The 12866-nt window shown below is 70.5% G+C and carries 11 protein-coding genes and 1 pseudogene; 4 read left to right on the forward strand and 8 right to left on the reverse strand.

What is annotated here, in order from left to right; all coding sequences use genetic code 11:
• Window position 1 precedes the first annotated feature (1 nt).
• The 6 genes from C693_RS0111220 to C693_RS0111245 form a co-directional block, all read right to left on the reverse strand.
• Complete coding sequence (locus C693_RS0111220; RefSeq protein ID WP_017462373.1) at window positions 2–1099, reverse strand: acyltransferase family protein; 1098 nt, start codon at window positions 1097–1099, stop codon at window positions 2–4.
• Between the two features lie 93 nt (window positions 1100–1192).
• Entirely contained in the window at window positions 1193–2665 is a 1473-nt protein-coding gene (locus C693_RS0111225; protein WP_017462374.1) for an amidohydrolase family protein, read from the reverse strand.
• 78 nt (window positions 2666–2743) lie between these two features.
• A complete protein-coding gene (locus C693_RS0111230) occupies window positions 2744–3442 on the reverse strand; it encodes a glutathione S-transferase N-terminal domain-containing protein (RefSeq protein ID WP_017462375.1) in 699 nt (232 codons plus the stop codon).
• A 75-nt stretch (window positions 3443–3517) separates the two neighbouring features.
• Window positions 3518–4186, reverse strand: a complete 669-nt coding sequence (locus C693_RS0111235; RefSeq protein WP_017462376.1) for a hypothetical protein — start codon at window positions 4184–4186, stop codon at window positions 3518–3520.
• Window positions 4187–4437: 251 nt separating this feature from the next.
• On the reverse strand, window positions 4438–6951 hold the full coding sequence (locus C693_RS0111240) for an excinuclease ABC subunit UvrA (RefSeq protein ID WP_017462377.1): 2514 nt from the start codon (window positions 6949–6951) through the stop codon (window positions 4438–4440).
• 176 nt (window positions 6952–7127) lie between these two features.
• Window positions 7128–7766 (reverse strand): hypothetical protein, encoded by a 639-nt coding sequence (locus tag C693_RS0111245; RefSeq protein WP_157798603.1) that lies wholly within the window; start codon window positions 7764–7766, stop codon window positions 7128–7130.
• A gap of 150 nt (window positions 7767–7916) precedes the next feature.
• Here C693_RS0111245 and C693_RS21595 point away from each other — a divergent pair.
• The 3 genes and pseudogenes from C693_RS21595 to C693_RS0111260 all read left to right on the forward strand — a co-directional run bounded on the left by C693_RS21595 (window position 7917) and on the right by C693_RS0111260 (window position 10800).
• Window positions 7917–9050 (forward strand): annotated as a pseudogene (locus tag C693_RS21595) (Cache 3/Cache 2 fusion domain-containing protein).
• Window positions 9051–9087: 37 nt separating this feature from the next.
• Window positions 9088–9669 (forward strand): hypothetical protein, encoded by a 582-nt coding sequence (locus C693_RS0111255; protein WP_017462381.1) that lies wholly within the window; start codon window positions 9088–9090, stop codon window positions 9667–9669.
• A gap of 63 nt (window positions 9670–9732) precedes the next feature.
• On the forward strand, window positions 9733–10800 hold the full coding sequence (locus C693_RS0111260; RefSeq protein WP_017462382.1) for an NAD(P)H-dependent flavin oxidoreductase: 1068 nt from the start codon (window positions 9733–9735) through the stop codon (window positions 10798–10800).
• Between the two features lie 9 nt (window positions 10801–10809).
• Here C693_RS0111260 and C693_RS0111265 read toward each other — a convergent pair whose 3' ends face one another.
• Both C693_RS0111265 and C693_RS21600 read right to left on the reverse strand, forming a co-directional pair.
• On the reverse strand, window positions 10810–11163 hold the full coding sequence (locus C693_RS0111265; RefSeq protein WP_017462383.1) for a TfoX/Sxy family protein: 354 nt from the start codon (window positions 11161–11163) through the stop codon (window positions 10810–10812).
• Window positions 11163–11660, reverse strand: coding sequence for a nuclear transport factor 2 family protein (locus tag C693_RS21600; protein WP_017462384.1), 498 nt, complete (start codon window positions 11658–11660; stop codon window positions 11163–11165). The genes C693_RS0111265 and C693_RS21600 overlap by 1 nt, the downstream gene beginning before the upstream one ends.
• A 186-nt stretch (window positions 11661–11846) precedes the next feature.
• Between C693_RS21600 and C693_RS21605 the strand changes: the two genes are divergently transcribed.
• Window positions 11847–12866, forward strand: a 1020-nt coding sequence (locus C693_RS21605; protein WP_017462385.1) for an MBL fold metallo-hydrolase, incomplete at its 3' end; no start/stop codon positions are given.

Below are 12866 nucleotides of genomic sequence, written 5' to 3' on the forward strand. Positions count from 1 at the left end.
CTCAGGCGGCGGCGGGCAACTCCCTGCGCGTCGCACGCCGCTCGCGCAGCCGCAGGAACGGCCGCTCCACCGCCAGGTGCAGCACGCTGCCGAGGGCCAGCGCCGCGGCGGCGTAGACCACGAAGATCGCCACCCCGTGCAGGCGTTCGCCCAAAGTCACCTGCACCAGGTGATAGGCGATCTTGTGGCTGAGATACAGGCTGTAGGAGATGCCCGCCAGCCAGCCGGCGCCGGGCACACGCCAGCGGCCGAGCGTGCTGTTCTGCCCGGCCGCGGCGAACACCAGCAGGCCGAGGCCCGCGGACAGCAGCGGCCAGCCGATCGCGTTGGCCCACAGCCCGGCCCGGTCGCGGAACAGCAGCAGGGCCGCGCCGGTTACCAGAACGCCCAGCCACATCGCCGCCTGTGCGTGGGCCTGGGCACGGATCCAGAGCTTCAACCGGAAGGTCTTCAACGCGGCCAGCATCACGCCGACGAACAACCCGTCCAGCCGGCACCAGGTCGGGAAATAGAGATCCTCGATGTACCAGTTGCGGTCCGGCTGCAGCGCCGTGTCGTGCCACCACACCCCGGCGCGCAGCACGACGCCGCCGAGCACCACCAGCAGCGCGACCGCGGCCACCGCACGGCCCGAATGCCACCGCGCCAGGCCGATCGCCAGCAGCGGGAACAGCAGGTAGAAATGCTCCTCCACGCACAGCGACCACGCGTGCGAGAACGCCGGCTGGCTGCGGTAGTCGATCAAGAGGTTCACGGTGAAGGTGGCGAACTGCCACCACGGCGCGATGCCGGGCAATTCGCGCAGCGCCGGCGCGCACTGGTACAGCGCCAGCACCACCGCGAATGCCGGCAGGATGCGATAGGCCCGGCGCCGGTAGAACTCGCCCAGCGCAAGGCGCTCGCCGCGTGCCAGCGGCGCCAGCACCTGGCCACCGATGAGGAAACCGCTGAGCACGAAGAAGATGTCCACGCCGACCCAGCCGTAACGCACCAGCGGATCGAAGTGCGGTCCCATGCCGCCGACCACCCAGGAGTGGAACAGCATCACCGAGACGATGGCCAACGCGCGCAGCGTGTCCAGGCCGGGGAGTCGTTGCATGGGCGTCCTTTCCGTGCGGGTAAAGACGCCAGCATGACGCGACCGGCCATGGCAAAACCATGACCGGTCGCGGGCGCGATCAGGGCATCGCGTTCAGCGCACGCCGACGGTGCCGTTGGCGGCCTTCACCAGCCTGGCGGGGTCGTAGCCGACGCCGTCCTTGAACACGGTCACCACGTTCTCGATCGCCTTGATGTCGGCGGCAGGATTGCCGTTGACCAGCACCAGGTCGGCCACCTTGCCCGGCTCGATGGAACCGATACGGTCGCCCTCGCCGAGGTAGCGCGCGCCGTTGAGCGTGGCGATGCGGATCGCCTCCACCGGAGTGAAGCCGGCCTCGACCAGCAGCTCCACCTCGCGCTGGTCGCCATAGCCGGCGATCACGCCGCCGAAGCCGGTCGGGTCCAGTCCGGCCAGCAGGGTGCCGCCGGCCTTCACGAAGGCGCGCTCGAACTGCATCTCCAGCGCGAACAGCGCCGGCCACGGCGAGTCCTTCTGCGCGGCGATGCGCTCGCGGGTCTTCAGGTATTCCACCCGGGTCTGCGGCAGCATCGCATCGAGCACGCGGGTATCGACCGGGGCGCGCCCCGGCACGAAGGTCTCGAACACCGGCAGGGTGGAGGTCACCGCCACGTGCCTGTCGACCAGGTGACGGATCAGCGCCTGGATCCGCGTATCGCCGATCCGCATCTTTGCCAGGTTGGCGGTGGCCTTGCGGGTGTCGGGGCACACGTCGGGCTGCTTGCCCGGGGTGAATTCGGTATCCACCACCAGGCCGTGCTCGAGGTCGTCGATGCCCAGGTCGGCCGCCTCGGTGAAACCGATCGAGCACAGATGCCCGGTGACGATGATGTGCCGCGCATGCGCCACGGCGATCGCCGCCGACAGCTCGGCGCGGGTGATGTGCATGTAGGCCTTGAACGAGGTGGCGCCCTCGTCCATCCAGTACTCCACCGTGGCGCGCGCGTCGTCGGCGCCGGTGAGCTCGTGCATCTGCGAGGTGAAGCTGCCCTTGCCCTCCAGGTACGGCCCGGTGGTGTGCATCTTCGGACCCGGAATCAGGCCGGCGTCGATCGCCTTCTTCAACTCGAGATCGGTGTACGGCTCGGTGCTGCCGGTGGTGCGGATGGTGGTGACGCCGCCGGCCAGGTAGAACTTGGGAAAGCTCGAGCCCTGCTCCGGATACAGCGCGTCCTTGGCCGCCGGGTTCACCTTCGGCGCCGGGTAGAACATGTGGTCGTGCATGCCGACCAGGCCGGGGATCAGGCTCATGCCGCGGCCGTCGATCACTTTCGTGCCCTTCGGTGTTTCGACATGGGCCCCCAGGGCCACGATGCGGTCGTCATGCAGCAGCACGGTCTGGTTCTCGCGCGGCGCGGCGCCGGTGCCGTCGATCACGCGCACGTGCTCGATGGCGATGTCACCCGCCGGCACGCTGACAAAAGCCTGCGTGGCGCGCGAAAGCGTCGATACCGTCGCGGCGGCCGGTGCGGCACAGCACAGGAGGCACGCGACGATGGCCGGCGCGCGAAAGCACGCGGCGCGGAGACGGACGGAGCTGGACATGGCGGATCCCTCGGCGGACGCGCCTCCCCCGGGCGCGAAGGCTCCCATCCTACGAGGTTCCTACGCCCGTGCGCCCGCCTAGGCGGGGATCGCCAGCCCGCGCTGCACCGCCGGCCGCGCCAGCACCCGGTCCAGCCACGCTGCCACGTGGGCATAGCGATGGAACTGCACCAGCTCGCGCGCCTCGTAGAAACCGATCAGGTTGCGCACCCAGCCGGCCGTGGCGATGTCGGCGATGGTGTAGTCGTCGCCCATCAGCCAGGTGCGGTCGTCCAGTCGCGCGTCGAGCACGCCGAGCAGGCGCTGCGACTCGGCCACGTAGCGCTCGAGCGGCCGCTTGTCCTCGTACTCGCGCCCGGCGAATTTGTGGAAGAACCCCACCTGGCCGAACATCGGCCCGATCGCCGCCATCTGGAAGAACACCCACTGGATCGTCTCCCAGCGGCGCGCCGGATCGGCGGGCAGGAAACGGCCGCTTTTCTCGGCGAGATACAGCAGGATCGCGCCGGACTCGAACAATGCCAGCGGCTCGCCGCCCGGGCCGTCCGGATCGAGGATCGCCGGGATCTTGCCGTTCGGATTGAGCGCGAGGAACTCCGGCAGCTGGCTCTCGTTCTTCATGATGTCGATGCGGTGCGCCTCGTACGGCAGACCGGTCTCCTCCAGCATGATCGACACCTTCACGCCATTCGGCGTGGCCAGCGAATACAGCTGCAGTCGATCCGGGTGCTGCGCGGGCCAACGTCGGGTGATCGGGAATTCGGCGAGGCGCGACATGGGGCTCTCCTGGGGACGGGAACCGACAGCCTGCCAGAACGGCCACCGTCGTGGCGCGCGTGGAACCCGCTCCGGTCAGGAGCCCGGGTGCGATGCCGTGCCGGGCAGCGCATTCGGCGATGCCACCGCAGCGATGCGACGCGACTCGTCGGACGGCGTGACAGGTGGCGACAGGCGCATGTCGCGCACCAGGCGCACCCGGTCCAGTCCGTGCTGGAAGTGCAGGCCGAGGCGGCCGACCATGTAACCGGGACGCCCATAGTCGTCCGGACCGAAGGTGTCCGGCTGCGTCGTCACCTCGCGGCACGGCAGGCGTCCGAGGAAAATCTGGTCCACCGCATTGGCACGGTAATGCTGGCGCTGCGGGTGGCTGTGGATGTCCACGCCGGTGGCGAGCATGCCGGGCGGACACGCGTTGGTCACCGGGCTGGCGACATGCGCACCGACGGTCAGCAGCACCGTGCCCCATGCGGAGCCATCGGGCGTGCGACAGAGATTGCCGATCGCCTCCACACCGTGCTCGCGCGTCCACGCGCGAAGCACGTAGGCGACGCGCACGGCAAAGCCATCCATGCCGGCCGATGTGTCCGGCGCATGCAGTTCACCGATCCGATACACCGGCACGTCGTGCCCGTGCACCGTGGCATGGGCCACCACCACCGGCGCTTCCGCCCGCACCTGCCAGGGCAGCAGTACCGCCCACACCAGCACACCCAGCTTGATCGCCCGACGCATGTCCCACATGGCTCGTTCCCTCCGCTCGGCCATCCGCGCATGGCGTGCAGGCGCCCGTCACGCCCGCGCCTGCGGGCATGCGTGGATGACGTCATGAATCACCCGGCGACGATACGGCCGGGTCCCGTGCCGGCCCGGCAACGCCGGTGCGGGGCACGAGGCTGATCCTGTGCGCACCACACGCCGGGCGCGAGCGCTGCGCGACGGACACACCGCATCGGCGACGAAACCGGGCCCCGATGGAGCGAAAACGTCGGGCGTCAGCCGGCGAGATGACGCGCGGTGACGCCGATGCCCGCGGACGCCACCGCGACTGGCGTACCCTGCGCCACGATGCGACCGCCCTCGTCGCCCGCGCCGGGACCGAGGTCGATCATCCAGTCGCAGGCGGTGATCACACGGCGATCGTGCTCGACCACGATCACGCTGTGGCCGGTCTCGACCAGCCCGTGCAACTGCGTCATCAGGCGGTCGACGTCGGCCGGGTGCAGGCCGGTGGTGGGTTCGTCCAGCACGTACAGCGTGTGGCCGCGCGCCTGGCGCTGCAGCTCGGTGGCCAGCTTGATGCGCTGTGCCTCGCCGCCGGAGAGTTCCGTCGCCGGCTGGCCGAGTCGCAGGTAGCCCAGGCCGACGTCGCGCAACGTGGCGAGCGAACGCGTCAGCGCCGGCACGGCGTCGCCGAAGAACGCCACCGCGTCGTCCACGGTCAGCGCCAGCACCTCGGCGATGTGGCGGCCGTTCCAGCGCACCGCCAGCGTGTCCTCGTTGTAGCGGCTGCCGTGGCAGGTGGGGCAAGGCGCGTAGACCGACGGCAGGAACAGCAGGCCGACCGAGACGAAGCCCTCGCCCTCGCAGGTGGCACAACGCCCTTTCGCCACGTTGAAGGAGAAGCGGCCGGCGTCGAACTTGCGCTTGCGCGCTTCCGGCGTGGCGGCGAACAGCTTGCGCACCTGGTCGAACAGGCCGGTGTAGGTCGCCAGGTTGGAGCGCGGCGTGCGGCCGATCGGACGCTGGTCGACGGTGACCAGGCGGGTCAGCGTGTCCATGCCCTCGACGATGCGGCCGCCGGCCGGCGCGGGGGTATCGCCGGGCAGCTCGTCGCCCTCTTCTTCCACTGTCGGCGCCGTGCCCAGCGCACGACCGACCAGTTCGACCAGCGCCTGGCTCACCAGGCTGGACTTGCCCGCGCCGGAGACGCCGGTGACCGCGGTCATCACGCCCAGCGGGAACGCCACGTCCAGCGCGTCGACGTTGTTGCGCGTGATCGCCTCCAGCCGCAGCCAGCCGGACGGCTCGCGCGGCGTGCGGGGCGGCAGGTCGGCGTCCTCGAACACGTAGCGGCGTGTCGCCGAGGCCGCGCACTCGGCCAGCCCCGCCAGCGGACCGGCATGCAGCACCTCGCCGCCCTGGGTGCCGGCGCCGGGACCGATGTCGATCACCCAGTCCGCCGCGCGGATCACGTCCAGCTCGTGCTCCACCACGAACACCGAATTGCCGCCCGCCTTCAGCCGCGCCAGCGCGCGCAGCAGGGCTTCGGTATCGGCCGGGTGCAGGCCGGCCGACGGCTCGTCCAGCACGTAGACCACGCCGAACAACTGCGCCTGCAGCTGCGTGGCCAGCCGCAGCCGCTGCAGCTCGCCCGGCGACAGCGTGGGCGTGCTGCGCTCCAGCGAGAGATAACCGAGGCCGAGCTCGACCAGGGTGTCGATGCGCGCACCGACGTCGGCGACGATGCGTCCGGCGACCAGCACCCGTTCCGGATGCCCGTCGTCGCGCGAGGACAGCGCGTCCTGCGTGGCGCGCAGGTGCCGCGCCAGCTCGCGCAGCGGCAGGCCGGAGGCGTGGGCGATGTCGTGTCCGCCGAAGGTGACCGACAACGCCTCGGGCCGCAGCCGCCGGCCGCCGCAGGCCGGGCACGGATGCGCCACCATGTAACGCGCCACGCGCTGCTTGATCGCCGCGCTCTCGCTCTGCGCGAAGCTGTGCATCACGTAGGCGCGCGCGCTGACGTAGGTGCCCTTGTAGTTGCCCGGTTCGCCGCGCGCATAGGCGGCCTGCGCCACCTCCGGCGCCACGTCGCGGTAGACCGGCACCACCGGCTGCTCGTCGGTGAACAGGATCCAGTCGCGCTGGTCCTGCGGCAGCTCGCGCCACGGCCGGTCCACGTCGTAGCCCAGCGTGGTGAGGATGTCGCGGTAGTTCTTGCCCTGCCAGCCCTGCGGCCAGCAGGCGACGGCGCGCTCGCGGATGGTCAATGACGGGTCCGGCACCATCGAGTCCTCGGTGGCTTCGAACACCCGGCCCAGGCCGTGGCAGTCCGGGCACGCACCGGCCGGTGTGTTCGGCGAGAACGCATCGGACTCCAGCAGCGCCAGCCCCGGCGGGTAATCGCCGGCGCGCGAGTACAGCATGCGCAGCGCGTTGGAGAGCGTGCTCAGGCTGCCGACGGTGGAGCGCGTGCTGGTGCCGCCGCGGCTCTGCTGCAGGGCGACCGCCGGCGGCAGGCCGTCGATGCGGTCCACCGCGGGCACACCGGCCTGCTCGATCAACCGCCGCGCGTACGGCGCCACCGACTCGAAATAGCGCCGCTGCGCCTCCGCATAGATGGTGCCGAAGGCCAGCGATGACTTGCCCGAGCCGGACACGCCGGTGAACACCACCAACGCATCGCGCGGGATGTCCACGCTGAGGTTCTTCAGGTTGTGCTCGCGCGCGCCGCGCACACGCACGCAGCCGTTGTCGGCGTCGCCCGGCCCGCCCTGCTCCGCCGTCATGCCTTCCGGCTCCACAGGTGAAAGGCCCGACGACGGGTGACGTGGCACTTGGCAGACATGCAGGAAACTCGCAGCAAACGGAGTGGGCCGGAGCGGCCCTCGCCACTCCGTTCAGCCGTGCAGTCTACGCAAGCGCACCGGCCACTGCCTCGTCCGATCTGTCGTGGGCCGCCGACTCAATTGGCTGCGTGCATGCGCTTGATGCGCACCGCGGACCCGCCCTTGAAACGCACGACGAACGTCGCCCCCTCGTGCACCTCCTTGACCACCGGCACGGCCTGCGGTGGCGTGGAGTCGAGCGTGGTGCGGTTGTTGGCCACTTCCAGGCCGACCGGCACCAGCGTCATCGGTGGACTGAACGGCTTGAACGCGACGAAGTGCGAGGCGCAGCCCATGCAGCCCCCCTGGATCACCGGCATCCGCTGCATCCAGATGAAGTACTTGTTCTCGTGCCGTATCCACACGCGCGACTCGCTGTGCCGGATCGGGCCCACCGCGCCATCGGCGTTCCATACCCGCACCACATGTGCGGTGCGGCAGTCCGCCGTGGCGCACTCCTGCAGCACCAGGTACTCGTCGTCGTTCAGGTGCACCGGCTGCACGCTCAGGATGTCGTCCTTCACCAGCGCCTTGGCCGGGAACACCACGGTGGGCATCCGTGGATCCACCCGGAAATTGCCGGAGATGAGATAGCCGCCGTGGGTGCGCGTATAGGGTGCGGTGACCGTCACCCCGGGCAGGCTGGTCTGGCCAACCGCCGCCAGTGGCATGAGGCACGCAAACGCAAGAAATCTCGGGAATGAGTGGGAAGCCATGCGCGGAGACTCCTGTCGTCGAGGCCTTCCTGCCGGAGCCCCGCACCTTACGCCGTATGGCCGGACCAGGCCAGTGCGCGCGCTTCGCACCGGGGCACGTCGTGGGTATGCTGCGGCAGCCGGTCCGACGCTGCGACCCGGGGGGACGCCATGCTTCGACACTCGCTGCGGGTCCGCCTGCTGCTTCCCGTCCTGGCGCTCGTGCTGCTGGCCACCGTGGCGGTCACCGTCGTGCTGGCCACGGTCGAAGCCGGACGCGTGCGCCGCGATGCGACCATCGCCATGGATCGCGAAACCGGCGCGCTGCAGAGCCTGCTGGCCGTCACCCGCACGGTCATGCTCGACCGCGTGCACGACGGCATGCGGCTGCTGCGAAGCTAGGGCGCCGCGCTCGGCGCACCGCATCCCGGTGGCCCGATCGCCCTGCCGGGGCGATCGCAACCGGCGAACGACCTGCTGCTGGGCAGCACCCCGCAGGGCGACCGCTTCGCGCTGGTGGACAGCGTCACGTCCATCATGGAAGGCACCGCGACGATCTTCTCGCGCAGCGGCGACGAGTTCGTCCGCATCGCCACCAACGTGCGCCGGGAGGACGGCAGCCGCGCCATCGGCACCGTGCTCGATCCGCATGGACCGGTGATCGAACGGATCCGCCGGAACGAGAGCTACTACGGTGTCGTCGACATCCTCGGCAATCCGTACGTGACCGGCTACGAACCGATCGTGCCGGGCGATGGCGGCCGCGCGATCGGCATCTGGTACGTCGGCTACAAGACCGACCTGGAAGCGCTGGACCGGGTGATCGGCAACAGTCGGCTGCTCGATTCCGGCTTCGTCGCGCTGTTCGATGCCCGCGGCACGCTGCGTTTCCATTCGCGAACCGGCGCCACCACGCGCCCTGCCGACATCGATCGCATCGTGAAGGAGCGGCCTGGCGACTGGGTGATCCGCAGCCAGGCGGTCCCGGGTTGGGGCTTCACCCTGGTCGCGGCCTATCCGGCGAGCGACGTGAACGGCGCGATCGTGCGGCAGTCGGCATGGATCGTCGCGATCGGCCTGCTGGTGTGCGCCCTGCTGCTGGGGCTGCAGTCGGTGCTGATCTGGGTCCGGGTGCTCAAGCCGGTGCAGCACCTGACGGACGTGGCCGAAGAGCTGAGCCGCGGCCGGTGGAGCCACACCATCACCGAGGTGAACCTGCACGACGAGATCGGTACGCTGGCCAGGGCGATCACCCGGCTGGCCAACAGCGTCCGCCTGGCGATGGACCGCTTGGGCAAGCGTTGAAGCCGCCACCCCGAAGCATGCAGAGGCACGTCGCCCCATGGCCAACGAACTCCGCCCCCTGATCGAGATCCTCCGCGACCTGCGCGCGCTTTCGCAGCAGAAGGCATCGGGCTTCTTCTTCGTCGTCACCGAGGACAATCACTCCTGCACGATCCGCCTGCACGGCGGTGAGGTAGAGGACGTGGTGTTCAGCCGCCACCGCGGCGACGAGGCCGTGCAGCTGCTTGCGCGCGTGCCGGGCGGCCGCGCCCGGTTCCAGGCCGACCCCGGCCGCTCCGGCCCGGCGGCCGTCTCGCTGGGCGCTGCCGCGCAGTCATGGCTCGCCGGCGGCTTCGAACAGCCGGCTCCGGCGCCACCGCTGGCGCCGGAGCCGGCAGCGGAGACCGGCACATCGGCACATGCAGGGGTGGAGTGCCTCACCGGGCGGCAGCGCAGCATCATCGAGCGCATCGCGCTGGACCACTTCGGCCCGATTGCCGACCTGTTGTGCGAAGAGGCGCTGGGCCGTCCCGGCAGCATCGATCGTGCACTGGTCGAGCTGGCTTCCAACCTGCCTGCGCGCGACCAGGAGGACAGTTTCCTCGACGAGGCGCGCCGCGCGCTGGGCCTGTATCGCTGACCGGGTGGAACAACACCGTGCCGGAGGCGGACAATCGCCAGACCCATCCTGCGGGAGCCCGCCATGCCTCCACGTCCCGATCCTCGCCTGGCCCGACTGCTCGGCATCGAGCATCCACTGCTGCTGGCACCGATGGCCGGTGCTGCCGACGAGGCGCTGGCCATCGCCGTAGCGCGGGCCGGCGGACTGGGCTCCCTGCCCTGCGCCATGCTCGACGCCGACACGCTGCGCGCCCAGGTAACGCGTTTCCGCACCGCGATCGAGGCGCCGGTCAACCTCAATTTCTTCTGCCACGTGGCGCCGCTGCCGGATGCCGTCCGCGAGGCACGCTGGCGCGAGCGGCTGGCGCCGTACTACGACGCGCTCGGCGTCTCCCGCGACACGCAGGCCCCGGCCGCGCAGAGGCGCCCTTTCGACGAGGAGGCCTGCGCCACGGTGGAATCGCTGCGGCCGGAGGTGGTGAGTTTCCACTTCGGCCTGCCCGCACCGAAGCTGCTGGCGCGGGTGAAGGCCTGCGGCGCGCGCGTGCTGGGCAGCGCCACCACGGTGGACGAGGCGCGCTGGCTGGCCGCACACGGCTGCGACGCGATCATCGCCCAGGGCTGGGAGGCCGGCGGCCATCGCGGCTCGTTCCTGGACGCTCCGGTCACGACGCAGCCGGGCCTGCTCGCCCTGCTGCCGCAGGTCGTCGATGCGGTGGACCGGCCGGTGATCGCTGCCGGCGGCATCGGCGACGTGCGCGGCATCCGCGCGGCACTCGCGCTCGGAGCTGCGGGCGTGCAGCTGGGCACCGCATTCCTGCTCAGCGACGAAGCGCGCATCCGTCCGCTGCATCGCGCCGCGCTGACATCGGCGCGAGCCGCGCAGACGGCAGTGACCAACCTGTTCTCCGGCCGCCCCGCGCGTGGCATCGTCAACCGGCTGATGCGCGAGCTCGGGCCGATGTCCGACGACGTGCCCGCCTTCCCGTCCGCCGGCACCGCACTGGCGCCGCTGCGGCAGCGCACCGAACCGGAAGGCATCGACGACTTCGTCAACCTGTGGGCCGGCGAGGCAGCCCCGCTGGCGCAAACCGGTCCGGCCGAAGCGATCGCCCGCGCACTGATCGAGGCCTTTCCGCCATCGCACTGAGCGCTGGAGTCAGCGCTTGCGCGGAGCCCCGGGCCTGGTCACTTTCGGCCCCCTGGGTTTGGGTCGCGGCAGCGCCGCGGCCGTGGCGATGAGCAGACGGCCGAGCCGTTCACCGTCATCGAGCACATCATCCATCCGCCAATGCGGCTTCGCGCCAGGATAGGGCGGCGCCTCCTCCACCGTATCGAGCAGCGCGCGACCGGCGGTGGTCGGCTTGACGAAAAGCATGTTGTCGCAGACCAGCGCGACCACGCGCTCGTCCAGGTACAGCGCGTACTCGCCGAACATCTTCCGGTACGAAAGCGCGCCGCCGAGCCCGGCCTGCTCGCAGACGTAGGCGACGAAATCGACATCCGAGCCCATCAGGACTTCGCCGCCGGAGTGGCCATCGACCTGGCGCGGGTCTTCGGACCGGTGGGGCAGCCGGTCGTCTGCACGTTGTAGGCGATACCGCTGATGCGCCACTGGCCGCTGCCGTCGCGCACCAGCGAGAAGCTGTCGATGCCGCAGTGCGAGAAGGTGCCGTCGAGATGGAAATCGTACGGAGCCCACACCTGCGCCAGGCCATCGCCCAGCAGTACCTTCGGCGACCAGATGCGCTCGCGCCACTCGCCCTTGCCGGTGGCCAGCGCATGCAGGAAGTCCTCGTCGCGCTCCATTTTTATCGTCCCGTCGGGCTTGCGTACCGCGAACACCGCCCCCGGCACGAGCAGGGCCCGCATCGCCGCCGCATCGTGCCGGAGCATCGCGGCGAAGGTCTGGTCGATCACGGCGAGCACCGCCTGGCGCCCGGCAGCGGGCCTGCCCGCCCCGTTGGCGGGGGCGGCGACGGCCAGAGCCGTTGCGACGAGCGGGATCATGGCGGAACAAAGCGGTGGGCGCTGGCGCATGGCGGCACTCGGGAGAGAAAAAGGTGACCAGAGCATTGCGCGTTTGCCCGCGCCTTGCATGTGACCGGACCCGGGCCTTGCGGCACATGTCACTTGCACCGGCTCGCCACCGTACCCATGCAGGTGGCTTCGGCCCAAGATCCACGCGAGGTATCCATGCGTTCGTTCGGAAAGCTAGCCCAAGGCGCCCGGCTCGAGCGCCTGCACGACCTGCCGCTGTGGGACGGCGACCGCCTGCGCAACATCCATCCGATGCTTCCGGGACTGCGCGACCCGGCCACTCCGCGCCCCACCCTGCGCGAGTTCCTCTGCGAGGACGCCGCGCGTCGGCCACCGACGCCGTTGCCCGCGCACGATCCGCGCGCCGCCTGGCAGCGCAAGCCGGCCAGCGGCCTGCGTGCGACCTGGCTGGGCCATTCCACCGTGCTGCTGGAGATCGACGGCTGGCGCGTGCTGACCGACCCGGTATGGGGCGAGCGTGCCTCGCCGTTCACCCTGATGGGGCCGAAGCGCTTCCAGCCGGTGCCGGTGACCCTGCGCCAGCTACCCGAGGTGGACGCGGTGGTGATCTCGCACGACCACTACGACCACCTGGACTACCCGACCATCCGCGCGCTGGCGAAGTCGAAGGTGCCTTTCGTCACGTCGCTCGGCGTGGGTGCGCACCTGGAAGCCTGGGGCATCGCGCCGGAACGGATCACCGAACTGACCTGGTGGGAAACCCACCGCATTCCCGGCACCGGGCTGACCGTGACGGCGGCTCCGTCGCAGCACTTCTCCGGCCGCGGGCTGAAGGATCGCAACCAGACGTTGTGGTCCTCGCTGGTGCTGTCCGGCGAGCGGCACCGCGTGTTCTTCAGCGGTGACACCGGCCTGACCACCGAGTACGAGGCCATCCGCGACCGGCTCGGCCCCTTCGATCTGGTGATGCTGGAAGTCGGCGCCTTCCATCCGTCCTGGGGCGACATCCACCTGGGCCCGGAGAATGCGCTCCAGGCCCATCGCATGCTTGGCGGCGGCGTGCTGCTGCCGGTGCACTGGGGTACGTTCTCGCTGTCCACGCATGCCTGGGACCAGCCGGTGGAAACCCTGCTGGCGCAGGCCGACCCGGCGGACACGCACCTGCTGCTGCCGCGGCTGGGCGAGCCGGTGGAGCCGGCCGAGCGGCGGCCCGCC

The sequence above is a fragment of the Dyella ginsengisoli LA-4 genome (assembly GCF_000334915.1).
GTDB classification, from domain to species: domain Bacteria; phylum Pseudomonadota; class Gammaproteobacteria; order Xanthomonadales; family Rhodanobacteraceae; genus Dyella_A; species Dyella_A ginsengisoli_A.